Annotated in this window: 23 protein-coding genes; 17 read left to right on the top strand and 6 right to left on the bottom strand. The window is 70.2% G+C overall.

Annotated elements, in window-relative coordinates; all coding sequences use genetic code 11:
• The first annotated feature begins 17 nt into the window (after positions 1-17).
• The 6 genes from leuA to ACIA8X_RS04920 all read left to right on the top strand — a co-directional run bounded on the left by leuA (position 18) and on the right by ACIA8X_RS04920 (position 8,266).
• Complete coding sequence (leuA, locus tag ACIA8X_RS04945) at positions 18-1,739, top strand: 2-isopropylmalate synthase (protein WP_399457802.1); 1,722 nt, start codon at positions 18-20, stop codon at positions 1,737-1,739.
• Between the two features lie 294 nt (positions 1,740-2,033).
• Positions 2,034-2,732 (top strand): TerB family tellurite resistance protein, encoded by a 699-nt coding sequence (locus ACIA8X_RS04940; RefSeq protein WP_393451162.1) that lies wholly within the window; start codon positions 2,034-2,036, stop codon positions 2,730-2,732.
• Between the two features lie 166 nt (positions 2,733-2,898).
• A complete protein-coding gene (locus ACIA8X_RS04935; RefSeq protein ID WP_399457801.1) occupies positions 2,899-4,974 on the top strand; it encodes an MMPL family transporter in 2,076 nt (691 codons plus the stop codon).
• Between the two features lie 68 nt (positions 4,975-5,042).
• Positions 5,043-6,338 carry a sensor histidine kinase gene (locus ACIA8X_RS04930; protein ID WP_399457800.1) on the top strand — a complete coding sequence of 432 codons (1,296 nt, stop codon included), beginning with the start codon at positions 5,043-5,045 and terminating at the stop codon, positions 6,336-6,338.
• Positions 6,335-6,994: a response regulator gene (locus ACIA8X_RS04925; protein WP_393451155.1), complete on the top strand. Its 660-nt coding sequence runs from the start codon at positions 6,335-6,337 to the stop codon at positions 6,992-6,994. The genes ACIA8X_RS04930 and ACIA8X_RS04925 overlap by 4 nt, the downstream gene beginning before the upstream one ends.
• Positions 6,995-7,063: 69 nt before the next feature.
• A complete protein-coding gene (locus tag ACIA8X_RS04920; protein WP_393451152.1) occupies positions 7,064-8,266 on the top strand; it encodes an exo-alpha-sialidase in 1,203 nt (400 codons plus the stop codon).
• A gap of 112 nt (positions 8,267-8,378) precedes the next feature.
• Here the strand turns inward: ACIA8X_RS04920 and ACIA8X_RS04915 are convergent, their stop codons facing one another.
• Entirely contained in the window at positions 8,379-9,104 is a 726-nt protein-coding gene (locus ACIA8X_RS04915) for a FadR/GntR family transcriptional regulator (protein WP_393451149.1), read from the bottom strand.
• A gap of 258 nt (positions 9,105-9,362) precedes the next feature.
• Between ACIA8X_RS04915 and ACIA8X_RS04910 the strand changes: the two genes are divergently transcribed.
• The 8 genes from ACIA8X_RS04910 (at position 9,363) to ACIA8X_RS04875 (ending at position 19,633) form a co-directional block, all read left to right on the top strand.
• Positions 9,363-10,991, top strand: a complete 1,629-nt coding sequence (locus ACIA8X_RS04910) for an ABC transporter substrate-binding protein (RefSeq protein ID WP_393451146.1) — start codon at positions 9,363-9,365, stop codon at positions 10,989-10,991.
• Positions 10,992-11,008: 17 nt separating this feature from the next.
• Positions 11,009-11,968: an ABC transporter permease gene (locus tag ACIA8X_RS04905; protein ID WP_393451143.1), complete on the top strand. Its 960-nt coding sequence runs from the start codon at positions 11,009-11,011 to the stop codon at positions 11,966-11,968.
• Positions 11,965-13,953, top strand: a complete 1,989-nt coding sequence (locus ACIA8X_RS04900; RefSeq protein WP_393451140.1) for a dipeptide/oligopeptide/nickel ABC transporter permease/ATP-binding protein — start codon at positions 11,965-11,967, stop codon at positions 13,951-13,953. The genes ACIA8X_RS04905 and ACIA8X_RS04900 overlap by 4 nt, the downstream gene beginning before the upstream one ends.
• A gap of 19 nt (positions 13,954-13,972) precedes the next feature.
• On the top strand, positions 13,973-14,989 hold the full coding sequence (locus tag ACIA8X_RS04895; protein WP_393451137.1) for an oligopeptide/dipeptide ABC transporter ATP-binding protein: 1,017 nt from the start codon (positions 13,973-13,975) through the stop codon (positions 14,987-14,989).
• Positions 14,989-15,924: a dihydrodipicolinate synthase family protein gene (locus tag ACIA8X_RS04890; protein WP_393451134.1), complete on the top strand. Its 936-nt coding sequence runs from the start codon at positions 14,989-14,991 to the stop codon at positions 15,922-15,924. Before ACIA8X_RS04895 ends, ACIA8X_RS04890 begins: the two co-directional genes overlap by 1 nt.
• Positions 15,925-16,178: 254 nt before the next feature.
• Positions 16,179-16,589, top strand: coding sequence for a VOC family protein (locus tag ACIA8X_RS04885; RefSeq protein WP_393462363.1), 411 nt, complete (start codon positions 16,179-16,181; stop codon positions 16,587-16,589).
• 26 nt (positions 16,590-16,615) lie between these two features.
• The gene (locus ACIA8X_RS04880; protein WP_393462361.1) at positions 16,616-19,015 is read left to right on the top strand and encodes an ATP-binding cassette domain-containing protein; all 2,400 of its coding nucleotides are present in this window, start codon (positions 16,616-16,618) and stop codon (positions 19,013-19,015) included.
• A gap of 201 nt (positions 19,016-19,216) precedes the next feature.
• Positions 19,217-19,633 carry a helix-turn-helix transcriptional regulator gene (locus ACIA8X_RS04875; RefSeq protein ID WP_399457973.1) on the top strand — a complete coding sequence of 139 codons (417 nt, stop codon included), beginning with the start codon at positions 19,217-19,219 and terminating at the stop codon, positions 19,631-19,633.
• Positions 19,634-19,680: 47 nt separating this feature from the next.
• Here the strand turns inward: ACIA8X_RS04875 and ACIA8X_RS04870 are convergent, their stop codons facing one another.
• Positions 19,681-20,613, bottom strand: a complete 933-nt coding sequence (locus tag ACIA8X_RS04870) for a hypothetical protein (protein ID WP_399457799.1) — start codon at positions 20,611-20,613, stop codon at positions 19,681-19,683.
• Positions 20,610-21,131 (bottom strand): SigE family RNA polymerase sigma factor, encoded by a 522-nt coding sequence (locus ACIA8X_RS04865; protein WP_393462357.1) that lies wholly within the window; start codon positions 21,129-21,131, stop codon positions 20,610-20,612. The genes ACIA8X_RS04870 and ACIA8X_RS04865 overlap by 4 nt, the downstream gene beginning before the upstream one ends.
• A gap of 82 nt (positions 21,132-21,213) precedes the next feature.
• Between ACIA8X_RS04865 and ACIA8X_RS04860 the strand changes: the two genes are divergently transcribed.
• Entirely contained in the window at positions 21,214-21,651 is a 438-nt protein-coding gene (locus tag ACIA8X_RS04860) for a protein-tyrosine phosphatase family protein (protein WP_393462355.1), read from the top strand.
• Here the strand turns inward: ACIA8X_RS04860 and bla are convergent.
• Positions 21,644-22,546, bottom strand: coding sequence for a class A beta-lactamase (bla, locus tag ACIA8X_RS04855; RefSeq protein ID WP_393462367.1), 903 nt, complete (start codon positions 22,544-22,546; stop codon positions 21,644-21,646). The genes ACIA8X_RS04860 and bla overlap by 8 nt on opposite strands.
• Positions 22,547-22,675: 129 nt before the next feature.
• Between bla and ACIA8X_RS04850 the strand changes: the two genes are divergently transcribed.
• Positions 22,676-23,818 carry an abortive phage infection protein gene (locus tag ACIA8X_RS04850; protein ID WP_393462353.1) on the top strand — a complete coding sequence of 381 codons (1,143 nt, stop codon included), beginning with the start codon at positions 22,676-22,678 and terminating at the stop codon, positions 23,816-23,818.
• A gap of 80 nt (positions 23,819-23,898) precedes the next feature.
• Here the strand turns inward: ACIA8X_RS04850 and ACIA8X_RS04845 are convergent, their stop codons facing one another.
• Both ACIA8X_RS04845 and ACIA8X_RS04840 read right to left on the bottom strand, forming a co-directional pair.
• A complete protein-coding gene (locus ACIA8X_RS04845; RefSeq protein ID WP_399457798.1) occupies positions 23,899-25,380 on the bottom strand; it encodes an alpha/beta hydrolase in 1,482 nt (493 codons plus the stop codon).
• 66 nt (positions 25,381-25,446) lie between these two features.
• Positions 25,447-26,010, bottom strand: coding sequence for a GNAT family N-acetyltransferase (locus tag ACIA8X_RS04840; protein WP_399457797.1), 564 nt, complete (start codon positions 26,008-26,010; stop codon positions 25,447-25,449).
• 181 nt (positions 26,011-26,191) lie between these two features.
• On the opposite strand from ACIA8X_RS04840, the gene ACIA8X_RS04835 reads away from it, so the two are divergent.
• Entirely contained in the window at positions 26,192-26,974 is a 783-nt protein-coding gene (locus ACIA8X_RS04835; RefSeq protein WP_393462347.1) for an SCO2525 family SAM-dependent methyltransferase, read from the top strand.
• Positions 26,975-26,998: the final 24 nt, after the last annotated feature.

Here is a 26,998-nt window from a genome sequence, read left to right as displayed (position 1 = left end):
TGAGGAGCCCCGCAGACATGGCGAACCGCCAGCAGCCCAGCACTATGCCGATCCACAAGTACGGCCGCTACGAGCAGGTCGACATCCCCGACCGGACCTGGCCGGACAACCGCGTCACCGTCGCCCCCCGCTGGCTCTCCACCGACCTGCGCGACGGCAACCAGGCGCTGATCGACCCGATGTCACCCGAGCGCAAGCGCCGGATGTTCGACCAGCTGGTCAAGATGGGCTACAAGGAGATCGAGGTCGGCTTCCCGGCGTCGGGGCAGACGGACTTCGACTTCGTGCGGTCGATCATCGAGGAGCCGGGCGCGATCCCCGACGACGTCACCATCTCCGTACTGACCCAGGCCCGCGAGGACCTGATCGAGCGGACCGTCGAGTCGCTGAAGGGCGCCAAGCGCGCCACCGTCCACCTGTACAACGCCACCGCGCCGGTCTTCCGCCGGGTCGTCTTCCGTGGCTCCAAGGACGACATCAAGCAGATCGCCGTCGACGGTACGCGGCTGGTCATCGAGTACGCCGAGAAGCTGCTGGGGCCGGAGACCGAGTTCGGCTACCAGTACTCGCCGGAGATCTTCACCGACACCGAGCTGGACTTCGCGCTGGAGGTCTGCGAGGCGGTCATGGACGTCTACCAGCCGGGTCCGGGCCGCGAGATCATCCTCAACCTGCCCGCCACGGTGGAGCGTTCGACCCCGTCGACGCACGCGGACCGCTTCGAGTGGATGAGCCGCAACATCTCCCGCCGCGAGCACGTCGTCATCTCCGTCCACCCGCACAACGACCGCGGTACGGCCGTCGCCGCGGCCGAGCTGGCGCTGATGGCCGGTGCCGACCGCGTCGAGGGCTGTCTGTTCGGGCAGGGCGAGCGCACCGGCAACGTCGACCTGGTCACCCTGGGCATGAACCTGTTCTCGCAGGGCGTCGACCCGCAGATCGACTTCTCCGACATCGACGAGATCCGTCGTACGTGGGAGTACTGCAACCAGATGGAGGTCCACCCGCGCCACCCGTACGTGGGCGACCTGGTCTACACGTCCTTCTCCGGCTCCCACCAGGACGCCATCAAGAAGGGCTTCGACGCCATGGAGGCCGACGCGGCCGCCAAGGGTGTGACGGTGGACGACATCGAGTGGGCCGTTCCCTACCTGCCGATCGACCCGAAGGACGTGGGGCGGTCGTACGAGGCGGTCATCCGCGTCAACTCGCAGTCCGGCAAGGGCGGTATCGCGTACGTCCTGAAGAACGACCACAAGCTGGATCTGCCGCGCCGGATGCAGATCGAGTTCTCGAAGATCATCCAGGCCAAGACGGACGCCGAGGGCGGCGAGGTCACCGGTGGTGACATCTGGGCGACCTTCCAGGACGAGTACCTGCCGAACCCCGAGAACCCGTGGGGTCGTATCCAGGTCAAGAACGGTCAGTCGACGACGGACACGGACGGCGTGGACACGCTGAAGGTGGAGGCGATGGTCGATGGCGTCGACACCGTGCTGACCGGTACCGGCAACGGTCCGATCTCGGCCTTCTTCGACGCGCTGGACGCCGTGGGTGTGGATGCTCGGCTGCTGGACTACCAGGAGCACACGATGAGCGAGGGGGCGTCCGCGCAGGCCGCCTCGTACATCGAGTGTGCGATCGACGGCAAGGTCCTGTGGGGGATCGGGATTGACGCCAACACGACGCGGGCGTCGCTGAAGGCCGTTGTCTCCGCCGTCAACCGAGCTGCTCGCTGACGGTTCGCTCCACTGGGGGGCGCGACTACGGAAGTGCCCCGATGGGTTCGCCGGTCGGCTGCGGCGCCGTCGTGGCTGGTCGCGCCCACGCGGCGGAGCCGCAAGTCGATACAGCCCCGCGCCCCTAAGGGTTGCCCCGTCCACCGTTTCTCGGTGGGCGGGGCGGGTCTGTTTTCGGCCATTGACCTGTGCAGGTCACGGAAAGGTCTCGTCCGGGGTACTGACTCCGGCTCCGGGATGTGGCTAACATCACGCAAGCGCGGCGATGTTGCCGCGGCGTTACGGAGGTGCGACGTGCTGCCAGGACGGGGACAAGACGGTCGTGCCGCCAGGCTTGCGCGCATCCTGGGGACCCGCACCGCGTGGTCGGCCGTGGGTGACGGCGAGTTCTTCTGCCCGGGATGCGGGGGCGACCGCAACTACCAGCGGCTGACCGGACAGCGCCGCTTCACCCTGCTCGGCATGCCCGTCCTGCCGCGCGGTGAGACCGCGCCCGTCGTGGAGTGCGCGGCCTGCCGTCGTCACTTCGGCACCGACGTCCTGGACCACCCGACCACCACCCGCTTCTCCGCGATGCTCCGCGACGCCGTGCACACCGTCGCCCTCGCGGTGCTGGCGGCGGGCGGCACCTGTGCCCGTCCGGCCCTGGAGGCCGCCGCTGCCACGGTGCGTGCGGCCGGCTTCGACGACTGTACGGAAGAGCAGCTGAACGCCCTGGTGGAGGCGCTGGCCGCGGACACCGGGCGGGTCTTCTCCGAGCCCTGCGGTGCCGGGCTGGCCATAGAGCTCCATGAGGCCCTCGACCCGCTCGCCCCGCACCTCGCTCCGGCCGGCCGTGAGTCCATCCTGCTGCAGGGCGCCCGGATCGCCCTCGCCGACGGCCCGTACACACCCGCGGAGCGCGACGTCCTCGCGACGGTCGGCGGCGCCCTCACCATCTGCGCCGAGGACGTGACCCGCCTGTTGGCCGCGGCGGCGCGCACTCCGTCCTAGTCACCCTGGTCACCCGAGGCCGCCGCGTACTCCCCGGGGAGTAATCACGTCGTTGCGCCGCCCCCGGTAGTAGCCCCCAACTCGCCCTCCCGCCCGACGAATCGGCACCCCCGTGCCGGAAGTCTGGAACCGACCCAGACATCCGGACCGGAGGGAGGCCCGTCAGATGGGGGCCGTAAGGACAGCAGTGCGGCGACGGCGTGCCGTGCCCTGGCTCGTGCTCGGGCTGTGGATCGCAGTGCTCGCGATCGCCTCGCCGTTCGCGTCGAAGCTGGCGGACGTCCAGCGTGACCGTGCCATCGACTACCTGCCGGCGAGCGCCGACTCCACGCAGGTCGCCAAGATCCAGGACCGGCTGCCCGGTGGCGAGGCCACCGAGATGGTCGTCGTCTATCACCGGGATGGCGGGCTGACCGCCGGTGACAAGGCGACGGCCGCGGAGCAGATTCAGCGGATCGCGAGCGCGCACCCGCTCACCGCCGAACCGCGGGGCATCCCGTCCCGGGACGGCACCACCCTGATGTACCCGGTGGCCAGCACCGAGCCGGGCCAGGACGAGGAGGCCCGGGACGAACTGGTCAACGCCGTAAGAGACATCGCGCGGGGCGGGGACGGGCTCGGTGTCGACGTCGGCGGTGAGGGAGCGCTCGCCACCGACGCGGGCGAGGTCTACAACTCGCTCGACGGACCGCTGCTCTACACCACCGCCGCGGTGGTGGCCCTGCTGCTGGTCCTCATCTACCGCAGCCCGTTCCTGTGGCTGGTGCCGCTCACCGTCGCGGGCCTGGCCGACTATCTGTCGATGGGCGTCGCCTACGGCCTCAACCAGGGGTTCGGGACGTCCGTGTCCGGCCAGAGCTCCGGGATCATGACGATCCTCGTCTTCGGTGCGGGGACGGACTACGCACTGCTCCTCGTCTCCCGGTACCGGGAGGAACTGCGGCGCATCGAGCGGCCGTACGACGCGATGGTCGCCGCGCTCAAGGGCTGCGGGCCCGCCGTGCTCGCCTCCTCGGGCACCGTCGCCGTCGGGCTGCTGTGCCTGCTCGCCGCCGACCTCAACTCCAGCCGGGGCATGGGCCCGCTCGGCACCGTCGGTGTGCTGTGCGCGCTGGCCGCCATGCTGACGCTGCTGCCCGCGCTCCTCGTGCTGCTCGGCCGGCGCGTGTTCTGGCCGCTCGTGCCGCGCTTCGGCAGCACACCCAAGGCCCGCCGGTCCCTGTTCACCGCGATGGGCAGTTCTGCCGGACGCCGGCCCCGCACCGTCCTCGCGGCCGGCGCCGTCCTGCTCGGCGCGCTCGCGCTCGGCGCCCTCAACCTGCCGGGTGACCTCAAGCAGGAGGACTCCTTCACCAGCAAGCCCGACGCGGTCGCCGCCATGGAGACGCTCGCCGCGGCCTACCCCGAGCGCGGCACCCAGCCCATCAGCGTCATCACGCCGCAGGACCGCGCCGAGGCGACCCTCGCCTCGATCCGCTCCACCCGGGGAGTCGACAGCGCGCAGGAGGGCCGTACCGGAGAGGGCTGGACCGAGATCTCCGTCCTCGCCGCTGCACCTCCTCAGTCCGCCGGGGAGACCGCCACGATCGAGGCCCTGCGCGACCGGCTCGACGGCTCCTACGTCGGCGGGCCGAGCGCCGAGCAGATCGACCTGAAGGACACCAACGCCCGGGACCGGCTGGTCGTCGTGCCGCTCGTGCTGCTGTCCGTGCTGCTGATCCTGGTCGCGCTGCTGCGCTCGCTCGTCGCGCCGTTGATCCTGGTGGCGGCCGTGGTCGCGGTGTGGGGCGCGGCGCTAGGCATCGGCGGGCTCGTCTTCGGGCCGGTGTTCGGCTTCGAGGGCACGGATCCGGGGCTGGGGCTGCTGTCCTTCGTGTTCCTGGTCGCCCTCGGCGTGGACTACGGCATCTTCCTGATGCACCGGATGCGCGAGGAGTGCCTGACCGGTGCCGAACCGGCGACGGCCGCGCTCACCGCGCTCCGCACCACGGGCGGCGTCATCGCGTCGGCCGGACTCGTCCTCGCCGCCACCTTCGCGGTGCTCACCAACATGCCGCTGGTCGCCCTCGTCGAGCTGGGCTTCGTCATCGCGGTGGGCGTGCTGCTCGACACCTTCCTCGTCCGCACCTACCTGGTCACCAGCGCGAGCGTCGCGCTGCGGCGCAAGGTGTGGTGGCCGGGCGAGCTGTCCCGGGCGCCCGAGCCCCCGGTACGGCGGGAACGCCAGCCGGAGCCGGTGTGAGCCTCGCCCGCACCGTCAGGGCGTCCCTCCCCTCCCGGAGGGGCGCCCGTGTGGCGGAGGATGAGCCAGTGCAGCAGACGACGAAGGCGGGGGGCCCGCGCCGCATCGGTGAGCGGGTCATGGCGGCCATCAACCGCGACCCCCTGACCGCCCCGCACCGCACCCGCAACGACGCGCTGCTGGCCGTGGCGTGGGCCGTCCCCGCCACGGCGATGGCCCTGCTCGGCGACAAGGGGCTCCGGCCCGACGCGCTGGGCTGGACCCTGCTGCTCGCCGGCCATGTACCCCTCGTGTGGCGGCGCCGCCATCCGCTGCCGGTCCTGCTCGCGGTGATGGTCTGTATCGCGCCGTACCACGCCCTCGACAACAACCACGCCGCTCCCATCTTCGCGACGATGGTGGTGCTGTACACGGTCGCGGCAACCGGCACGGTCCGCCGTACGTTGCTCGTCGGCGCCACCGTCCTCGGCGTGACGCTGCTCCTCAACACCCTCACCAACCCCGACGGGACGATGGAGATCCTGCGGATCTCCGGCTGGGTCGTCGCGTTCCTCTTCTGCGGCATCGACGTCCGCTACTACCGCCAGTACGTCGCCGCCATAGTCGACCGCGCCGTACGAGCCGAACGCACCCGCGAGGAGGAGGCCCGCCGCCGCGTCGCCGAGGAACGCCTGCGCATCGCCCGCGACCTGCACGACCTGCTGGCCCACAGCATCACCCTCATCGGCGTGCAGACATCGGTGGCCGCGCACGTCCTGGCCGCGGACCCGGAGCGGCTGGACCGCGCGGCGGTCGCTAAGGCGCTCGACGACATCGCCGAGACGTGCCGCACGGCTCGCGGAGAACTCCGTACGACTCTGGACCTGCTGCGCGAACAGGGGGTCGCCGGCGAGGGGCGCGGCCCGCTGCCCGGCCTCGACGGAGTGCCGGACCTGGTGGCGGCGGCGCGGCTGGCCGGGGCGCGGGTCGAGACGGCGGTACGGGTGCGTCAGGCGCCGCCCGCCGTGGGCGCGGCCGCGTACCGGATCGTGCAGGAGGCGCTGACGAACGTCGTACGGCACGCGGGGCCCGAACCCGCCGTACGCGTCGAGCTGTCCGAGGAGCGGGGCGCCCTGCGGGTGTCCGTCATCGACGAGGGCGTGTGTCCCGGGGGCGCGAATCCCGAGGGCGCGGACGATGCCCCCGGCTACGGACTCGTCGGCATGCGGGAACGGGCCCGCAGCGTGGGTGGCACACTCGACGCCGGGCCACGCGACGAGGGGGGTTTCCAGGTGACGGCCGTACTGCCCGTCGGAACGGTCGAGACTGCCGGAACCGCCGAAACGGTCGGAACCGTCGGAACGGACCGGGAGCGTGACCGGTGATCCGCGTCCTGCTCGCGGACGACCAGACGCTGGTCCGCGAGGCGTTCGCCATGCTGGTCGAGTCGGCCCCGGACATGGAGGTCGTCGGCCAGGCGGGCACCGGCCGACAGGCCGCGGAACTGGCCCGCAGCGCCCGCGCCGACCTCGTCGTGATGGACATCCGCATGCCCGACCTGGACGGCATCGAGGCGACCCGTCTCATCGCGGCCGACGAGGACCTGGCCGGGGTGCGGATCCTGGTCCTCACCACCTACGACACCGACGAGAACATCGTGGACGCGCTGCGGGCCGGCGCCTCCGGATTCCTGGTCAAGGACACCAGGCCGGCCGAACTCCTCGACGCCATCCGCACGGTGGCAGCGGGGGAGTCCCTCCTGTCACCGGGCCCGACCGCACGGCTGATCGAGCGTTTCCTGCGCAGCCCCTCCGCACCCCCTGCCGGCGGGCCCGAATGCCTGTCCGAACGTGAACGCGAAGTGCTGACGCTGGTCGCGCGCGGCCTCAACAACACGGAGATCGGGGAGGCGTTGGGACTGAGCCCGCTGACCGCGAAGACCCACGTCAGCCGCATCATGGGCAAGCTGGGGGCGCGGGACCGGGCGCAGCTGGTCATCGTGGCGTATGAGTCAGGGATGGTGACACCGGGGAGCCTGTGACGGACAGGTCAATTGCTGACACCCCGTCAAAGGACCTCAAGGGACCTCAAGGGAACCCGAAGGAACTCGATGACCATCCTGAGCCGCACACTCAGCCGTACGTTCCTAGTCACCGCAGTCCTCCTGACCGCCCCCCTCACGACGACCGGAACCGCCTCGGCGGACACCGGCTGCACCTCCTCCGTCCCGTACCTGTCGGGCGAGGGCGGTTACGACACCTACCGCATCCCGGCGACCGTCACGACCCAGCGCGGCACGGTGCTGGCCTTCGCCGAGGGCCGGCACGACGGTGCGGGGGACACCGGCAACATCGATGTCGTCCTCAGACGCTCCACCGACGGCGGCTGCACCTGGGGCCCGCTGACCGTGGTCGCCGCCGGGGAGGGCGACACGCGGGGCAACCCGGCGCCGGTGGTGGACCCGCGCACGGGCGCGGTCGTGCTGGTCACCTCCTACAACAGCGGTGCTGTGACGGAGGCGGAGATAATGCGGGGCGAGGTGACGCCGGAGGAGAGCCGGCGGGTGTTCGTGCAGCGGAGCCTGGACGACGGGCGGCGCTTCTCCTCCCCCCGGGACATCACCCGGCAGGTGAAGCCGGCGAACTGGCGCTGGTACGCGACGGGACCCGGGCATGCGATCGCGCTCAGGAAGGGCCCGTACGCGGGCCGGCTGGTCGTCCCCTCGAACCACTCGGTGGCTCCGCCGGCCGGCTCCGGTGACACCGGCCAGGAGCCCAGGTACTACGGCGGGCACGCGATCTACAGCGACGACGCCGGGCTCACCTGGCGCCTGGGCTTCGTGGACGACACCTACGACGGCGAGAGCAACGCCAACGAGTCCACTGCCGCCGAACTCCCCGACGGCAGGGTGTACTTCAACTCCCGCGACCAGCACGGCACGAGCGCCGGGAACCGGCTCGACGCCCACTCCAGTGACGGCGCCGAGACCCTGGACCTCCCGTACACCGTCCAGTCCACCCTGGACGACGTCCCCGTGGTGGAGGGGAGTGTCCTCCAACTCCCCGGCGCGGAAGCCCCGTTGCTGTTCTCCGGGCCCTCCGTTCCCACTGCCCGCCAGTCGATGGCGGTGTGGCGCAGTACGGACGGTGGATCGACGTTCACGAAGGCGCTGACGCTGTCTCAGCAGCGGGCGGCGTATTCCGACCTGGTGCCGCTCGACCGGCGCACGGTCGGGATCCTGTACGAGACGGGGGTGACGGGGACGTACGAGACGATCGAGTTCCGGCGGGTGCCGGTGGCTGACCTGAGTTAGCGGGCTGAAATCAGCCCCTTGGGGGTGCCCCCTCTGGGGGAGTTTGAGGAGCGGGGTCTGGGGCGGAGCCCCAGAAGGATGGGACGGGGTAGGGGCGGCGGGGGCGAAAACCCTACGGCCGCCCCGCCCGCGCCGCGATCCCCCGGAAATGCACCGCCATCGCCTGCTGGGCCCCCTCCACGTCCCGCGCCCGCAGGGCGGTCACGATCTCGCGATGCCAGCGAGCCGTCAGCTCGGGTGACGGGTCGTCGGGGCGCCCTCGCGCGCCGGACACCCGGCGGAAGACCGTCCAGAACGCACCGAGGAGCTGGGGAACCAGGTCGTTGCCGAGGGACGCGTACAGCAGCTCATGGAACTCACGGTCCAGCTCCGGGAACGCCCGCCCCGCACACCCCGCCGCCTCCATCCTCACCACCACCCCCTCCAGCCGATCCAGCTCCGCCTCCGTCACCGTCGCCGCCACCCGCCGGATCAGCCCCTCCTCCAGCACCTCCCGCACCTGGAGGATCTCCGCGAGGGCCCCGGCGTCATGGTCGTGCCGGGCGAGCGTGCGGAAGGTCAGCCCGTCGATCAGCGGGGTGAGCGAGGCCTCGCCGACGTACGTGCCGTAGCCGTGCCGGATCTCCACGATGTCCAGGGCCTGGAGCGCCTTGAGCGCCTCGCGGACGGAGTTGCGGCTGACGCCGAGGTCGTCCATGAGCTCGGCCTCGGTGGGCAGGAGGGCGCCGGCCTGGAGCCTGCGGTCGATGATCAGCTGCATGACCTGGCGCTGGATCCGGCTGTTCCTGGACTCCTCGGACGTACGGGACGTACGGCTGTTCCTGGGCTGCCCGGGCATGCGGCGCATGGTACGCGCACCCGGACGTCCCACGTCCCATGTCTGCCGGATACGGCTCTGACGGGGGATCAACTCTCGCCATTTCACAGCGCCATTGGTCCGACCTGTGGCAGATGCGCCATTCGTGTGAGATCCCTTGACCGCCCTCAGCGCCCCACCTATGGTCGCGCTGACCGTCAGGACGTAGGACGTCGTATCTCCTCACCGATCCGAGATCGTTCCGAACCCCATCAGGCCTCTTTCTCCGCTGGAGGAACCGTGCGCGACGTGACCCACGACGTGCCGGCGCTGCACCGCCGGTCGTTCCTGAAGTACACCGGCGCGCTGGGCGCGGCCGCCGCCGTCTCCGCGTCGCTGTCGGCCTGTTCGTCGGGGCCGGAGTCCACCAATGAGACCGGCGGGGGCGGTGGCCAGAACCGGACGCTCACCGCGGTGATCGGCTACGGCAACGACGGCAGCTGGGACCCCACCCAGACGGCGTCCGCCTTCTGCATGGCCGCCAACAACCACATCTACGAGGGGCTCCTCGACACCGACCCGATCTCCCGCGAGCCGTACGCCGCGCTCGCCACCCAGGTGCCGGCCGACCCGAACAGCACGTCCTGGAAGTTCGCGCTACGGGCGGGCGCGAAGTTCCACGACGGTAAGCCGGTGACCGCCGACGACGTGGTCTTCGTCTTCGACCGGATCCTCGACCCCAAGACGCAGACCCTCGCCAAGGGGTTCTTCGCCGGTTGGCTGAAGGAAGTGCGCAAGATCGACGCGCAGAACGTCGAGCTGGTGCTCAAGTTCCCCTTCCCGGACGGGATTTCGCGGCTCACCCTCGCCAAGATCATGCCGAAGCACGTCTACTCCCAGCCGGGTGCCTGGGAGGACGCCATCGCGGGCAAGGCGATCGGCTCGGGGCCGTACCGGCAGACCGCGCACCACCCGAAGTCCAACACCACCTTCGAGGCGTATCCCGACTACAACGGCCCGCGCAAGGCCGCCTTCAAGAAGATGAACTGGCTGACGATCGTGGACGCCGCGCCGCGCGTGGCCAGGATCTCGGGCGCCAGCGCCGGTGCGCAGATCGCGGACAACATTCCGTACGCCAATATCCAGCAGCTGGAGAGCGGCGGGCTCACGGTCGCGGGCGGCGCCGGGATGAACAACCTGTTCCTGATGTTCAACACCAAGCACAAGCCCTTCGACGACGTACGGGTCCGCCAGGCGCTGCACTACGCCATCGACACCGGCAAGATGATCGAGGTCGCCCTCAAGGGGCACGGGAAGCCGGCGTCGTCCTTCCTCAACGAGGCCAACCCCAGTTATCGCAAGGCCAAGACCGTCTACGACCACGACCCCGACAAGGCGAAGGCGCTGCTGAAGGAGGCCGGGGTCAGCGGGCTGGAGATCGAGATCCTCGCCGTGAACGTGAGCTGGATCGTCGACTGTCTGCCGACCATCAAGGCGTCCTGGGACGCGATCGGCGTCAAGACCACCCTCTCCCCGCAGGAGACGACGGCCGTCTTCACCAAGATGGACCAGAAGCAGGACTACCAGGTGGTCGCCGCCGCCTCGAACCCCAACCAGTTCGGCCTCGACGCCGACCTGATCATGCATTACAACTACGGCCCCGAGAACCTGTGGATGCAGTACACGCGGTGGGCCGACAACTCCGTCGCCAAGGCGCTCTTCAAGGACATGGACCAGGCCACCCAGGAGCCGGACACCGACAAGAAGAAGACGATGGTCCAGGACTACATCGACGTCGTCGCCGAGCAGGCCGTGCTCTACCCGGTCGTCCACAACGAGCTGATGACGGCCTGGAACCCGAAGCAGCTCACCGGGATAAGGGCACAGCCGTACCCCGGCATCAACCTCCTCCAGGCCAAATGGTCCTAGGCCCTAGGAGCTCCTGAGTGGTCACCGTCGTCAGGATCCTGGCCCGCCGCGTCGTGCTGCTCGTGCCGCTGATGCTGGGCATCGTGCTGTTCGTGTTCCTGGTCATGCGGTTCTCGGACGTCGACCCGGCGTCCGCGTTCTTCCAGGGCGCCAACCCCACCGCCCAGCAGCTGCACGACTTCCGCGAGGAGAACGGCCTGCTGGATCCCCTCCCCGTCCGCTACGTCGCCTTCCTCGGCGACCTGCTCCACGGCGACATGGGCACCAGCGCCCTGACCCGGGCGCCGGTCGTCGACCAGGTCATGACCGCGCTGCCGCTCACCATCCAGCTCACCTTCCTGGGCCTCGGCATCGCGGTCGTCCTGTCGCTGCTCGGCGGCGTGACGGCGGCCATCTACCGCGACCGGCTCCCCGACCAGATCATCCGCGTCGTCTCCCTCACCGGAGTCGCCGCCCCCGGCTTCTGGCTGGCGCTGCTGATGATCCAGTACCTCGCCGTCGACCTCGGCTGGTTCCCGACCGGCGGCTACATCAACCCGGCGGACTCCTTCACCGGCTGGCTGAAGACCATGACCCTGCCCGCCCTCGCGCTGTCGCTGCCGGTGGCGGCGCAGCTGACGCGGATCGTGCGCACGGCGGTGGTGGAGGAGCTGGACAAGGACTACGTGCGCACGGCGATCGGCAGCGGGCTGCCCCCGGTGGTCGTCGTCGGCCGCAACGTCCTGCGCAACGCGCTCATCAACCCGCTGACCGTGCTGGGCCTGCGCGTCGGCTACCTCCTCGGCGGCGCCGTCGTCATCGAGACGATCTTCTCCCTCCCCGGGATGGGCAAGCTCATGATCGACGCCGTGAAGAACGGTGACCCGGCCGTCGTCCAAGGTGTCGTCCTCACCACGGCGATCGGCTTCGTGGTCGTCAACCTGGTCATCGACATCCTCTATCTCCTGGTCAACCCGCGACTGCGGGAGGCGGCATGACGTTCAACCGCAAGCGCCTGGCCGAGGCACTGTCCCGGCCCGGCATCCGGCTGCGCGGCTGGCGCAAGCTGCCGCTGCTGTCGAAGGTGGCCGTCTGCTTCCTGGCCGTCGTGATCCTGATGGCCCTGTTCGCCCCGCTCCTCGCCCCGCACGACCCGCTCGACCAGCAGGCCCCCGTCGACGGCACCGGACACCCGTCCGCCGAGCACTGGATGGGCCAGGACAGCCTCGGCCGGGACATCCTCAGCCGGCTGATGTACGGCGCCCGCTGGTCGCTGGCGATCGGTCTTGGCGCGACCGGGCTCGCGCTGGTCGTGGGAGCGTTGCTCGGCGCGATCGCGGCGACCTCCCGCAAGGCGGTCGACGAGACGGTGATGCGCTGCCTGGACGTGGTGATGGCGTTCCCGGGCATCGCACTGGCCGCTGTCCTGATCGCCGTCTTCGGCGGTGAGATCACCGTGCTGATCTGCGCGATCGCGTTCCTGTTCATGCCGCCGGTCGCGAGGGTCGTCCGGGCCAACGTCCTCGATCAGTACGGCGAGGACTACGTGACCGCCGAACGGGTCATCGGCGCCCGCACCCCGCACATCGTGCTCAGGCACGTCGCCATCAACTGCGCGGCGCCCGTCCTCGTCTTCTGCACCGTGCAGGTCGCGGAGGCGATCGTCTTCGAGGCGTCGCTGTCCTTCATCGGCGCGGGCGTACGGCCACCGGACCCCTCGTGGGGCAGCGTCATCGCCGACGGCAAGAACATGGTCCTCACCGGGGGCTGGTGGGCGACCGTCTTCCCGGGCCTGCTGATCCTGATCACCGTCCTGTCGCTGAACATCCTCTCCGAGGGCGTGTCGGACGCGTGGGCGGCGCCCTCGGCGCGCGAGGTCGACGTACGCGACGAACACGACCGTCTGGAGGCGCCGGAGCCGGGCAGCGGTGAGGTGCTGCAGTTGCCGGGGCTGACGGAGGCGGCGGCGCGGCTGCGGTCACGGGCGCGGCCGTTGCCCCAGGGGCTGCAGCCGGTGCTCGCCGTGGAGCACCTGGCGATCGGGTTCGAGGGCCGGCACGGCGGGGTGGACATCGTCGACGGCATCAGCTTCGAGGTGCAGCCCGGTGAGGTGCTGGGGCTGGTCGGCGAGTCGGGTTGCGGGAAGTCGCTCACCGCCCTAGCGGTGATGGGCCTGGAACCCAAGGGCGCCCGGGTGCGCGGCCATGTCCGGTTCAACCAGCGGCAGTTGGTGGGCGAGCCGATGCGCGTGAAGCGACGGCTCCTGGGCCACGAGATGGCGATGATCTACCAGGACGCCCTGTCGTCCCTGAACCCGGCGATGACGATCCGCTCGCAGCTCAAGCAGGTCGTACGCCGCGGAGGCCGCCGTACCCCCCAGGAACTCCTCACCCTGGTCGGCCTCGACCCCGAACGCACCCTGCGCAGCTACCCGCACGAGCTCTCCGGTGGCCAGCGTCAGCGCGTGCTGATCGCCATGGCCCTGTCCCGCGACCCGAAGCTGATCATCGCCGACGAGCCGACGACCGCGCTGGACGTCACCGTGCAGGCGCAGATCATAGAGCTGCTGCTGAGGCTGCGGGAGGAGCTGGGCTTCGCCCTGATCCTGGTCTCGCACGACCTCGCGCTGATCGCGGACGTCACCGACCGGGTGGTCGTGATGTACGGCGGCCAGATCGTCGAGACGGGCGTGACCGCCGACCTGGTGGAGGCGCCGGCGCACCACTACACGCGGGGCCTGCTCGGGAGTGTGCTCTCACTGGAGTCGGCGCAGGAGCGGATGACGCAGATCAAGGGCGTGGTCCCGTCCCCCGCCGACTTCCCCGCGGGCTGCCGTTTCGCGGACCGCTGCCCGCTGGCGAGCGAGGTGTGCCGGACGACGCCACCGGACCTGGTGGGGACACCGGCACATACGGCGGCCTGCCATCACCCGGCGGTGGTGCTGGCGCCGACGGACCGCTCGGAGAGCGGGGTCGTCCAGTGAACGCGAGGGGAGTCGCCCGGTGAACGCGCTGGTGGAGCTGTCGGACGCGCACGTCGTGCACAAGGCGCGCAGCGGCGGCCTGTTCACCCGGGACAGGGTGTACGCCCTGACCGGCGCCGATCTCGTCATCGCGCCCGGTGAGACGGTGGGCGTGGTCGGCGAGTCGGGGTGCGGCAAGTCGACGCTGGCGAAGGTGCTGGTGGGGGTGCAGCGGCCGACGGAGGGGACGGTGTCCTTCCGCGGGAGCGACCTGTGGACGATGACGCCGGCCGAGCGCAGGACGGCGGTGGGCGCGGGCACCGGGATGATCTTCCAGGACCCGTCTACGGCGTTGAACCGCCGCCTGCCGGTCCGGCAGATCCTGCGGGACCCGCTGGACGTGCACGAGCGGGGCACCAAGCGCCAACGCGAGGATCGGGTACGGGAGTTGATGTCTCTCGTAGGCCTCCCGCGTGCCCTCAGCGACGCGCTGCCCGGCCAGCTGTCGGGCGGTCAGCGCCAACGCGTCGCGATCGCACGGGCGTTGGCGCTCGACCCCGACCTGGTGGTGGCCGACGAGCCGACGAGCGCGCTGGACGTGTCGGTCCGGGCCCAGATCCTGAACCTCCTCCTGGACCTGAAGGAGCGGCTGGGCCTCGCCCTGGTCTTCGTCTCGCACGACATCCAGACGGTACGGCGGATGAGTGACCGCGTGATCACGATGTACCTGGGCCGGATCGTCGAGGAGGCCCCGGCGTCCGGTGTCACCGACGGCTCCCGGCACCCGTACACCCGCGCCCTGTTCTCCGCGACGCCCGGCCTGCTGGACCCCATCGACCCGATCCCGCTGGTCGGCCCGGTGCCGTCGGCGACGCGTCCGCCGAGCGGGTGCCCCTTCCGGACGCGGTGCTGGAAGGCGGACGGGGTGTGTGCGGACGGGATGCCGGAGTTCTCGGCCGCGTCTCGCCCGGAGCATCGTTACAGGTGTCACCATCCAGTGGAGGAGGGCGAGGCCACCCGCGACCTCGTACGACAGAGTCTTTCCAAGGAGCCTTGATGACGATCCCCACCCCGCTCACCGGTGTCGTCCCGCCCGTCTGCACGCCCCTGACACCGGACCGCGAGGTGGACGTCCCGTCGCTGCTCAGGCTGGTCGACCACCTGGTGGCGGGCGGGGTGCACGGTCTGTTCGTGCTGGGTTCGACGTCGGAGGCGGCGTATCTGACGGACCGGCAGCGCAGGGTGGTGGTGGAGGCGGTGGCCGGTCACGTCTCGGGGCAGCTGCCGGTGCTGGCGGGTGTGATCGACATGACGACGCCGAGGGTGCTGGACCACGTGGCGTCGGTGACGTCGGCGGGCGCGGACGCGGTGGTGGCGACCGCCCCCTTCTACGCCCGCACCCACCGCGCCGAGATCGCCCGCCACTACCGCCTCCTCGCGGCGGCCTCCCCCGTCCCGGTCATTGCGTACGACCTCCCGGCCTCCGTCCACACCAAGCTGCCCGCCGACGTGGTCCTGGACCTCGGCGCTGAGGGCGTCCTGGCGGGGCTGAAGGACTCCAGTGGCGACCTGGCCGGTTTCCGCGAGGTCGTGACCGGGGCCCGGAGCCGTTCCGACGTCCGGGGCTTCAGTGTGCTGACCGGCTCGGAGCTCGTCGTCGACGCGGCGCTCGCGATGGGGGCCGACGGGGCGGTGCCGGGGCTGGCCAACGTGGATCCGCACGGGTACGTCCACCTCGACCGGCTGTGCCGGGCCGGGGACTGGGAGCGGGCCCGGTCCGAGCAGGAGCGGCTGTGCGCCCTGTTCGGTCTGGTCACCGTCGGGGATCCCGGGCGGATGGGGGGCAGTTCGTCGGCGTTGGGGGCGTTCAAGGCGGCGCTGCATCTGCGGGGGGTGATCGACTGTCCGGCTACGGCGGAGCCGCAGGTGCCGCTGGCGGTGGAGGAGGTTGAGCGGGTGGGGAAGTATCTGGCCGGTGCGGGGTTGCTGTAGGGCGGGTTTTCGCCCCCGCCGCCCCTACCCGTCCCGTCCCTGGGGGCTGCCGCCCCCAGACCCCCGCTTCGGCCCTGAAGGGGCCTTGTCCTCAAACGCCGGACGGGCTGAACTACTCAGCCCCTCCGGCGTTTGAGGAGCGGGGTCTGGGGCGGAGCCCCAGAAGGATGGGACGGGTAGGGGCGGCGGGGGCGAAAATAGAGCGGTCAGGAATCAAGAAGCGCCGCCCCCCTGCCGCCGCTAGCGTGACGGCCATGGACATCTCGATTCACGCCAGCTTTCTTCCGCAGGACGACCCGGACGCCGCCATCGGCTTCTACCGCGACACCCTCGGCTTCGAGGTCAGAAACGACGTCGGCTACGGCGGAATGCGCTGGATCACCGTCGGTCCGGCCGGGCAACCCGACACCTCCATCGTGCTGACTCCCCCCGCCGCCGACCCCGGCGTCACCGACGACGAGCGCAAGGTCATCGCCGAGATGATGGCCAAGGGCACCTACGGGGGCATCGTCCTGGCCACCCCCGACGTCGACGCGACGTTCGAGCGCGTGCAGGCCGCCGGCGCCGATGTCGTCCAGGAGCCGATCGACCAGCCCTACGGGGTCCGCGACTGCGCCTTCCGCGACCCCGCGGGCAACATGATCCGAATCCAGCAGCGGGCCTGAGCCACCCACCGGAGGGAGAGCACACCATGAGCAGGGCCAGGGCCACGAGGACGGGCGCGCAGTCACCCGCGCCGCACGCCGCCGACAGTCATGAGCAGATCCGCGTGCACGGCGCCCGCGAGAACAACCTCAAGGACGTCAGCATCGAGATCCCCAAGCGCCGGCTGACGGTCTTCACCGGCGTCTCCGGCTCGGGCAAGAGCTCGCTGGTGTTCGACACGATCGCCGCCGAGTCGCAACGGCTGATCAACGAGACGTACAGCGCCTTCCTACAGGGCTTCATGCCGAACAGGGCCAGGCCCGAGGTGGACGTCCTCGACGGGCTCACCACCGCGATCACCGTCGACCAGCAGCGCATGGGCGGCGACCCCCGCTCCACGGTCGGCACCGCCACCGACGCCAACGCGATGCTGCGCATCCTGTTCAGCCGACTCGGCAAGCCCCACATCGGCCCGCCCAGCGCGTACTCCTTCAACACCGCCTCGGTCAGGGCGAGCGGCGCGATCACCGTCGAGCGCGGCGCGAAGACCAAGGCCCAGAAGGCGACGTTCGAGCGCACCGGCGGTATGTGCAACCGCTGCGAGGGCCGTGGCTCGGTCTCCGACATCGATCTCACCCAGCTCTACGACGACTCCAAGTCGCTGTCGGAGGGCGCGTTCACCATCCCGGGCTGGAAGTCGGACAGCCAGTGGACGGTGCAGCTCTACGCCCAGTCCGGCTTCGTCGACCCGGACAAGCCGATCCGCCGCTACACCAAGAAGGAGCTGCACGCCTTCCTCTACGGCGAGCCGACCAAGATCAAGGTCAACGGCATCAACCTCACCTACGAGGGCCTGATCCCGAAGATCCAGAAGTCGTTCCTGTCCAAGGACAAGGAGTCGATGCAGCCCCACATCCGGGCCTTCGTGGAGCGTGCGGTCACCTTCACCACCTGCCCCGAGTGCGACGGCACCCGGCTCAGCGAGGGCGCCCGGTCCTCGAAGATCGACAAGGTCTCCATCGCCGACGCCTGCTCCATGGAGATCCGCGACCTCGCCGAATGGGTCCGCGGGCTCAAGGATCCGACCGTGGCGCCGCTGCTCACCGCGCTGCAACACACCCTCGACTCCTTCACGGAGATCGGCCTCGGCTATCTCTCCCTCGACCGGTCCGCGGGCACCCTGTCCGGCGGCGAGGCACAGCGCGTCAAGATGATCCGCCACCTCGGCTCCTCGCTCACCGACGTCACGTACGTCTTCGACGAGCCCACCATCGGCCTGCACCCGCACGACATCGCGCGCATGAACGACCTGCTGCTGCGCCTGCGGGACAAGGGCAACACGGTGCTCGTGGTCGAGCACAAGCCCGAGGCCATCGCCATCGCCGACCACGTCGTGGACCTGGGCCCCGGCGCCGGCACGGCGGGCGGCACCGTCTGCTTCGAGGGCACCGTCGAGGGGCTGCGGGCCAGCGACACCGTCACCGGCCGCCACCTCGACGACCGGGCCACGCTCCGGAACACGGTGCGCAAGGCCAACGGCACCCTGGAGATCCGCGGCGCGGCGACCAACAACCTCCAGAGCGTCGACGTCGACATCCCGCTCGGCGTGCTCTGCGTCGTCACCGGTGTCGCCGGCTCCGGCAAGAGCTCCCTCATCCATGGCTCCATCCCGGCGCCTCAGGGCGTGATCTCCGTCGACCAGACGCCGATCCGCGGCTCCCGGCGCAGCAACCCGGCGACGTACACCGGCCTCGCCGACCCGATCCGCAAGGCGTTCGCCAAGGTCAACGGCGTGAAGCCGGCCCTGTTCAGCGCCAACTCCGAGGGCGCCTGCCCCACCTGCAACGGCGCCGGTGTCATCTACGTCGACCTCGGCATGATGGCCGGCGTCGACACCCCCTGCGAGGACTGCGAGGGGAAGCGGTTCCAGGCGTCGGTGCTGGAGTACCACCTCGGCGGCCGGGACATCAGCGAGGTGCTCGCGATGTCGGTGACCGAGGCCGAGGAGTTCTTCGGCAGCGGCGAGGCCGCCACCCCGGCCGCCCACCGGATCCTGGAGCGGATGGCGGACGTCGGACTCGGCTACCTCACCCTCGGCCAGCCCCTCACCACGCTGTCCGGCGGCGAGCGCCAGCGGCTGAAACTGGCCACGCACATGGGCGACAAGGGCGGGGTGTACGTCCTCGACGAGCCGACCACCGGTCTCCACCTCGCCGACGTGGAGCAACTGCTCGGGCTCCTCGACCGGCTCGTCGACTCGGGCAAGTCGGTCATCGTCATCGAGCACCACCAGGCGGTCATGGCGCACGCCGACTGGATCATCGACCTCGGCCCCGGCGCCGGCCACGACGGCGGCAAGATCGTCTTCGAGGGCACCCCCGCCGACCTCGTCGCCCAGCGCTCCACCCTCACCGGTGAGCACCTCGCGGCCTACGTCGGCGGCTGAGCCCAGATGTGTGTCACGACCCTGCCGGTGAGGTCCTTCGTCGCGGCCCGTTCCCGGGAGGTGGCCCGTTCCCTGGAGCGGGCACAGCGGTGGACGGGCCCGGAGGGAGTTCGGGATGATGCGGGTGTGCGATCCAACCACTCGACGCCCGAGGAGCAGCGCCTGCGGACCCTCAAGGCGCTGCGCCGCGTCCGCGACCGGATGGACCGCGAGTACGCACAGCCGCTGGACGTCGAGGCGCTCGCGCGCGGCGTGCACATGTCGGCCGGGCACCTCAGCCGCGAGTTCCGGGCCGCGTACGGCGAGTCGCCGTACGGCTACCTGATGACCAGGCGCATCGAGCGCGCGATGGCGCTGTTGCGCCGGGGCGACCTCAGCGTCACCGAGGTGTGCTTCGAGGTCGGCTGTTCGTCGCTGGGCACCTTCAGCACGCGCTTCACCGAGCTGGTCGGCATGTCGCCCAGCACCTACCGGCGGCAGACGACGGACGCGACGACGGAGGCGGCAGCGGGCACGACCGTGGGCACTACGGCAGGGATGCCGTCGTGCCTGTCGAAGCAGGTGACCCGGCCGCTCAGGAACCGCGAAACGCAGGTCGGCGAGCCCCAGGCATCCTGACAGGTCGGGGGCGCCGTCCCCGGTGCGGCGCCCCCGACCCGTCGTTGTTACGGCAGGGTCCGCTGGTAGTACTTGTCGCCGTCGGAGTCGTAGACCAACTTGCCGCCGACGTCGTAGCCCTTGATGTGCGGTGCCACGGTGACCTGCTGGTTCAGCTCGCCGGACGCCACGAAGAAGCCGTCGTCGAGGGCGGCCTCGCTGCTGGAGCCGCCGTAGGAGACCGTCACCTCGGCCACCGACGGCTTGACCATGCCGACCACACCCCAGCGGAACGGCAGTTTCCAGTTGCCGCGGTCGATGACCGACTGCTGGTAGAGCTTGCCGGCGTTGGGGTTGACGTACACGGGGCCCTCGTCCTCGATGAGGCCGGTGTCGTCGCTGAAGCCGGAGATGCCCTCGGTCTGGCCGTCGTTGATGCGGCACATCAGCGACGTCCGGTCCGCCGACTTCTCCTGCACCGCGACGACGAACATGCCGTCACCGGGGGCGTTGGAGTCGCCGGTGCTGCGCATCGCCAGCAGGATCCGGTAGTCGTCCGCCGTGCCCCGGCCCGGGTCGCCCGAGGCCTGCAGGCCCCCCGCGTCGTAGGCGAGGCAGTTCTCCAGTCCGTCCGCCGCCTGCTCGAAGGTGATCCCGTCGAACAGCTGCCGTGCCGTGCCCGGCCGTGCGGGCCCGCTCGGTGTCGCGGACGGTGTCGGTGAAGGGGCCCGCGTGGCACTGGCCGAGGGCGTCGGGTTCGTCGCCGTGCTGCCGCCCCTCCCGCCACCGCCCAGCGCATACGCCCCGACCGGCATCGCCGCCAACGTCACCAGCGCCGCCCCGGCCGCCGCCACCCGGCGCCGCCGCTCCACCAGGCCCTGCCGCCGGATCGCCGGATACGGCGCCGGCGACGGCCGGATCGTGTACGCGTCCTCGGCGAGCAACTCCCGCAACTGCTCCTCGAAGTCCCGCTCGCCCTGCCGCTGCTCCTCGTCGCTCACCTGCCGCCTCCCTGCTCCTCCGGGACCCGTGCGAGCCCCGGGAACGTACGCAATTTCGCCAGCCCTTTCGACGCCTGGCTCTTGACCGTGCCGACGGAGCAGCCGAGTACGTCGGCGACCTCCGCCTCGGACAGGTCCTCCCAGTAGCGCATGACCACCACCGCCCGTTGTTTGGGCGGTAGTTGGGCGAGGGCGCCGAGCAGCGCGCCGCGCTCGTCCACACCCGCGTAGCCCGCGTCGCGCCCCGGCGTCTCCGGCGGTGCGTCGGTCAGCCGCTCGGTGACCCGGCGTTTACGGAACCGGTCGCTGTTGCAGCTGACCAGCATCCGTCGGACGTACGCCTCCGGATTGTCGGCGCGTGCCACCCGCCGCCATGACCGGTACGCCTTCGCCAGCGCGGTCTGCGTCAGGTCCTCGGCATGGTGCGCGTCACCGGTGAGCAGATACGCGGTCCGCACGAGATGGGACCACCGCGCCCTGACGAACTCCTGGAACTGGGCCTCTGGTTCGGCCTGCATCAAGCACCCTCCCTCGCCCACCAGACCACGGATGCGCCGGATTCGGTTGCCCGGGTGGCCGGGCGCCTTTCGAATGGGGGCCATGGAAGACGAGAAGCAGTGGGGCGAGAACGACGCCGGAGTCCTCAGGCTGCCGTCCGGACGCCTGGTACGGGGCCGCGGCCTGCGCCATCCCCACGACCCGACGGCACCGACCCCCACCTACGGCCTCTACCTGCTCGGCAGACAACCACCCGAGGTCCCCTGGGAGTCCCACTGGCTCCGCTGGCCCGACTTCAGGCTCCCCGCCGACCGCCCGGCCGCCCGCACCGCGCTCACCGAGGCCTGGGAGCGAGCCGCCACCGCGAGGGTCGAGATCGCGTGCGGCGGCGGTCGCGGTCGTACGGGTACGGCGCTGGCGTGTCTGGCGGTCCTGGACGGCGTACCGGCAGAGGAGGCCGTGGACTTCGTGCGGCGGAACTACGACCGGCACGCCGTGGAGACGCCCTGGCAGCGCGGGTACGTGCGTCGATTCAGGTGAGCGTTTCCGCCAGCAGCCGGGCCGTCTCGACGATCAGGGCGTGGTCGTACGCCGCGTCCTGCTCGGGCCGGGTCGTCTGGACCACCAGGACGAGCGGGGTGCCGTCCTCGGTCCAGGCGATCCCCGCGTCGTTGTTAGCGCCGTAGAAACCCCCGCCCGTCTTGTCGGCGATCGTCCAGGTCTTGGGCAGGCCGGCGCGGAAGCGGTTGAAGCTGGTGGTGTTGTTCAGCAGCCAGTGGGTGAGGAGGTCGCGGTCGGGGCGGTTCAGGGCGTCGCCGAGGACCAGACGGGCGTACGTGCGGCCGATCGCGCGCGGGCTCGTGGTGTCCGTGACCCGCCACGGCTCCGCCGAGTTGAGTTCCGTCTCCCAGCGGTCGAGGCGGGTCACCGGGTCGCCGAGGGAGCGGGCGAAGCGGGTGATGGCGGTGGGGCCGCCGAGCTCGCGCAGCAGGAGGTTGCCGGCCGTGTTGTCGCTGAAGCGGATGGCCACGTCGGCGAGTTCGGCGACGGTCATGCCGGTGGCGAGATGCTCCTCGGTCTGCTTGGAGTTCTCCACCAGGTCGGCCTCGGTGTAGTGGATGCGCTTGTTCAGCACCTCGCCGTCCCGGTCCAGGTCGCGCAGGACGGCAGCGGCGGCCAGGGTCTTGAAGAGGGAGCAGATCGGGAACCGCTCGTCCGCGCGGTACCGGACGGTCCGCTTCGTGGCGAGGTTGTGCGCGAACACGCCCAGCCGGGCGCCGTGTTGTTCCTCCAGCGTACGGAAACGGGCGGAGACGTCGTGCTCGCCCCCGGTGGCATGGGCGGGGGCGCTGGTGAGCAGGGCGGCCGCGGTGGCGGCGGTGCCGGTCGTGAGGAGCGTGCGTCGGGTTAATGGGGACTTGGCGGGAAACAGGATCTTGCTCTCCTTCGCTCGCGATTCTTCGACGATCTCTGCACTGATCGACGCCCTGTCTCATCCCTTGGTTGCGCCGCCGTAGACCATCGGCCGACAGCGCGGCGGGCGCGCGCTCGCCACAGTGGCGGTATGGAGAACACCAAGGGGATCAGCCGGGCACGGTTTCTGGCGGGGGCGGCTGCCGTCGGACTGGCAGGGGCGGTGCTGCCCGCGGGGCAGGCCGCGGCGACCGGAGCGAGTGGACGAGAACGGCACCACAAGGGCTTGAAGCACCAGGGCGTGGTCTACACGGTCGGCGCTGGGGAGACGCCCGGCACCGCGTGGAGTGCGGCCCGGATGCGCAGGGACGTCCGGATCATCCGCGACGAGCTGCACGCCGACACCCTCGACGTCACCGGCGACGGCGTCGAGCGCCTCACCGCCACGGCCGCCGAAGCAGCCGAGCGCGGGCTCCACGTCTGGCTCCAGCCGACCCTCGGGGATGTGCCGGAGCGCGAGATCCTGGAGAGCATCGCCGAGTGCGGCCGGTTCGCGGAGCGGCTGCGCCGGCAGGGCGCGAGCGTCGACTTCAGCGTGGGCTGCGAGTTCTGGCTGTTCGTGCCGGGGATCGTGCCGGGGGAGACGGTTCTCGATCGCGTCGAGAACCTTCAGAAGGGCACGGTCGACATGGCGAAGATGCAGCGCCGCCTGGCCCGCTTCACCGCCAAGGCGGCGAAGGTCGGCCGCTCCGTCTTCCACGGCCGGCTGAGCTACGCCGCCGCACAGGAGGAGGCCTTCGAGCCGGTCGACTGGAACCTCTTCGACATCGTCGGCATCGACTACTACTCGTACCACCGCCAACAGGCCGACTACGTACGCGAGTTGAAGCCCTACCTGCGCTGGGGCAAGCCGCTTGCCATCACCGAGTTCGGCACGTGTGCGTACGTCGGTGCACCCGAGTCGGGCGGCATGGGCTGGTACATCGTCGACTACGACAAGGACCCACCGGAGATCAAGGGCGACGTGGTACGCAGCGAACGCACCCAGGCCGCCTACCTGACAGATCTGCTGGACGTCTTCGAGTCGATGAACCTCTACGCGGCGATGGCCTTCGAGTTCGTCACCCCCGACGCCCCGCACCGCCCCGACAACCCGCGCTACGACCTGGACCTGGCGAGCTACGCCATCACCAAGCCAATAAAGGACGACCCCGACGACCCCGGTTCGGACTGGCACTGGGAACGAAAGGAGGCCTACCACGCCTTGTCACGCCGGTACGCCAGTTGCCTTTAAGGGGCGCGGGGAACTGCGCGACCAGCCACGACGGCGAAGCAGACAACGCACAACATCACGTGGCAAATCCAATGAACCCGTCACTCGCAGTAGAGATCCTCGCGGGGCCGCTCACCCGTCGCCAGGAACCGAGACCCGGTGTCATCCCCACACGCGTTGCCGTTGTTCAGATACGAGCCATGGCCAGTGGCGTCCACGGTGACCATGACCGCCCGCCCGCCGAAGGCCTCCCGCAGCTTGAGCGCGCTGCTCAGCGGGCTGGCCACGTCCCGTTCGTTCTGAATGAGCAGCACGTTGGACGGGCCGCGGTCGGTGACCCGCAGCGGTGCCTCCTTCGGCTGCCACGGCCAGGCGGAGCACGGCAACGCGTTCCTCGGCATGCCCGCGGTGAGCGGGAACTTCGCGCGACTCTCGGCGACTCCCTTCTGGTACACGGCGGCCGACCTGGGCCAGGCGACGTCGTTGCAGATGGTCGCGGAACCGACCGCGATGAGGTTCTGCAGCGCGGTCTCCGGCGGGCCGGACGGCACCGGCGGCACCGTGCCCTTCTGCGCGGCCAGCATCAGCTTGGCCAGGGCCGGGTAGTCGTCGGGGTCGTAGAGGCTGCTCAGCATGGTGTTGCGCAGCACGTTGCCGTTCAGCTCCGCCGGGTTGGCGCCGGGCCAGGGGATCGGCTCGCGGTCCAGGCGGGCGGCGAGGCGCAGGAACAGGGGGCGCACCTCGGCCGCGGTGTCGGCAACCCGGTCCGGATTGCCGGGCGCCGACGCCCACTTGGCGAACTCGGGGAAGTTTTCCTCGACGTTCCCCTCGAACGCCTGGAGCCAGGCGCGCTCGGCCCGGACCGGGTCGGGGTTCTGGTTGCTGTCCAGCACGATGCGGTCGGTGCGGTGCGGGAACATCTCGCTGTAGGCGGCGCCGACATACGTGCCGTACGAGACGGCCCAGGCGGACAGCTTGCGCTCCCCGAGCGCGGCTCGGACGCTGTCGATGTCGCGGGCGTTGTTCTTGGTGCTGATGTGCCTCATCAGCTCACCGCCGTTGCGCGCACAGGCGTCCGCGATGCGCCGGTTGGCGGCCATGGTCTCGGTGACGGATCCGTCCGGGGCGGGCCAGGGGCGCTGTGTCGTGACAGCGAGCTCACTGTGGCCGACCTCGCAACTCACCGGAGCCGAGGGGGCGTTGCCCCGCGCCGCGACCCCGATCAGGTCATAGGCGTCCCGCACCTCCTGCGGTAGCTTCTGCCCCTTGCCCGAAGGGGCGTTGAGGCTCGATCCACCGGGCCCGCCGGCGATCAGCATCAGCGCGCCGCGCCGGGCGGACGGCTTCTCGCTGGGAATGCGGGAGACGGCGATGTCGATTTTCGGGCCGCCGGGGTCGGCGTAGTCCATCGGTACGGACACGGTGGCGCACTCCTGCCGCGGATCGAGGCCCTCGCCCGCGCATTTCTTCCAGTTCGGCGGCGCTGCCGCGGCACTCGCGGACGAGGTCAGCGGGGTGATGACTCCGAAGACGATTGCGGAGGCGGTGGCGATCAGGGCGGCACTCTTCGTGATCTGCTTCATGTACAGCAGCCTCGCGGATCTTGACGAAGTGTCACATCCGGGTAACTCCCCTATGTTTCCTGGGGTTTACCGGGTGGGGTTTACCCCCGCCCCGGCCGTGCCCAGTCCCCTCCCCAACACCATGATGAGCCGGTCCTCGCCGGATCCCAGATAGTCCCGACGCACCCCGCCCTCGGCGGCGAACCCCAGCGACCGGTACAGCATGATCGCCGCCGCGTTCGTCGGCTCGACCGTCAGCCGAACCTCGCCGACCCGCTCCCGGCGCAACTGCCGCAGCACCTCCAGCATCAGCCGTTTGCCGAGCCCCCGGCCGCGCTGGTCGGCGCTGACGGCCAGGCTCAGGACCCAGCACACATAGCCGTCCGAGGTGGTGACGAACAGGACGTAGCCGTGCAGGCTTTCGCCGTCGTCGAGGACGAGGATGCGATCGCCGTGCACATCGAGGTGCTGGCGGAGGACGAAGTAGGGGTACGGGTCCTCGGGGAAGACCTCCCTGTCCACGCGGAGCAGCTCGGGCAGATCCGCTTCGGTGACGCCCCTCATCGTCAGCGGCCGATCGCTGCTGTCGGCGAAGAACGCCTGGTCAGAGCGGTTACCCAGAACAGGGAAACGTTCCTCCGGCACAGCCATCAACTGCCCCCTATGGGATGGAATGGAGTCACTCGTGAGGGTGAGCACCCGTTGCCCGCCGTTTCAGATGCTCAAGTGGAGATCCGCCCATCTTGAGCAGGGCCGATCCGGCGCTTCAAGACCGTGACTTGGCTATGCCTCGACGCGCTCCCAGTGCGCCTTCTTTTGGTACCGTAAGTGAATGACCCAGAGATCGTCGGGGGACGTCCAGCTGAACGCACAGGTGCACTGGGCGGAGTTCGACCCGATTGCCTACGTGCAGCACAACTACAGCGCCTTACAGGCTGAGGACGCTGAGATCCTGCACCTGATCCGGGATCATTTCGTCGATCATTTCCGGAAGCAGGGCGTCGGGCCGGTTTCCGGTATCGATGTGGGTGCCGGTGCCAATCTCTATCCCGCACTCGCCATGATGCCGTGGTGCGAGGAGATCACCCTCCTCGAGCGCTCGCCCGCCAACGTCAAGTACCTGACCAGCCAGGTCGACGCCTACGACACCAACTGGGACCCGTTCTGGGGTGCCCTGTGCGAGGGCGAGGCCTACAGCTCCCTGGGCGCGGACCCGCGGGAGAGGTTCCGCAAGGTCGTCCATGTCGAGCAGGGCGACCTCTTCGGCCTGGAGCGGCACGAGGGCCGGTGGTCCATGGGGACCATGTTCTTCGTCGCCGAGTCGATGACCACCTCCCACAAGGAGTTCGCGCTCGGCGTCGAGCGCTTTCTGCGCGCCCTCGCCCCCGGCGCCCCCTTCGCCGCCGCTTTCATGGCGCATTCACAGGGCTATCACGCGGGCGAACATTTCTTCCCGGCCTGTGACGTGGGAGAATCCGAGGTGCGCGCGAGCCTTGAGGCATTCGCGCGGGACTTCAAGGTGCAGCGGCTCGAATCCGAGGCCGAGGTGCGCGACGGATATTCGGGAATGATCGTCGCCTACGGCTGGCGCCGAAATCCGGATGACTTTTCGTAGTGAATCTTCACAACAGAACAGCGA

The organism is Streptomyces sp. NPDC051738 (assembly GCF_044453205.1).
In the GTDB taxonomy this organism is placed as follows: Bacteria; Actinomycetota; Actinomycetes; order Streptomycetales; family Streptomycetaceae; genus Streptomyces.
The sequence above is the reverse complement of the archived record's forward strand: the minus strand, read 5'-3'. Positions and strand labels throughout refer to the sequence as shown.

Excerpts from the sequence above, each read along its gene's own strand:
- leuA (WP_399457802.1), top strand. The coding sequence starts at position 18 with ATGGCGAACCGCCAGCAGCCCAGCACTATGCCGATCCACAAGTACGGC.
- ACIA8X_RS04935 (WP_399457801.1), top strand. The coding sequence starts at position 2,899 with ATGGGGGCCGTAAGGACAGCAGTGCGGCGACGGCGTGCCGTGCCCTGG.
- ACIA8X_RS04920 (WP_393451152.1), top strand. The coding sequence starts at position 7,064 with ATGACCATCCTGAGCCGCACACTCAGCCGTACGTTCCTAGTCACCGCA.
- ACIA8X_RS04915 (WP_393451149.1), bottom strand. The coding sequence starts at position 9,104 with ATGCCCGGGCAGCCCAGGAACAGCCGTACGTCCCGTACGTCCGAGGAG.
- ACIA8X_RS04900 (WP_393451140.1), top strand. The coding sequence starts at position 11,965 with ATGACGTTCAACCGCAAGCGCCTGGCCGAGGCACTGTCCCGGCCCGGC.
- ACIA8X_RS04890 (WP_393451134.1), top strand. The coding sequence starts at position 14,989 with ATGACGATCCCCACCCCGCTCACCGGTGTCGTCCCGCCCGTCTGCACG.
- ACIA8X_RS04885 (WP_393462363.1), top strand. The coding sequence starts at position 16,179 with ATGGACATCTCGATTCACGCCAGCTTTCTTCCGCAGGACGACCCGGAC.
- ACIA8X_RS04880 (WP_393462361.1), top strand. The coding sequence starts at position 16,616 with ATGAGCAGGGCCAGGGCCACGAGGACGGGCGCGCAGTCACCCGCGCCG.
- ACIA8X_RS04875 (WP_399457973.1), top strand. The coding sequence starts at position 19,217 with ATGGACCGCGAGTACGCACAGCCGCTGGACGTCGAGGCGCTCGCGCGC.
- ACIA8X_RS04865 (WP_393462357.1), bottom strand. The coding sequence starts at position 21,131 with ATGCAGGCCGAACCAGAGGCCCAGTTCCAGGAGTTCGTCAGGGCGCGG.
- ACIA8X_RS04860 (WP_393462355.1), top strand. The coding sequence starts at position 21,214 with ATGGAAGACGAGAAGCAGTGGGGCGAGAACGACGCCGGAGTCCTCAGG.
- ACIA8X_RS04850 (WP_393462353.1), top strand. The coding sequence starts at position 22,676 with ATGGAGAACACCAAGGGGATCAGCCGGGCACGGTTTCTGGCGGGGGCG.
- ACIA8X_RS04845 (WP_399457798.1), bottom strand. The coding sequence starts at position 25,380 with ATGAAGCAGATCACGAAGAGTGCCGCCCTGATCGCCACCGCCTCCGCA.
- ACIA8X_RS04840 (WP_399457797.1), bottom strand. The coding sequence starts at position 26,010 with ATGGCTGTGCCGGAGGAACGTTTCCCTGTTCTGGGTAACCGCTCTGAC.
- ACIA8X_RS04835 (WP_393462347.1), top strand. The coding sequence starts at position 26,192 with ATGACCCAGAGATCGTCGGGGGACGTCCAGCTGAACGCACAGGTGCAC.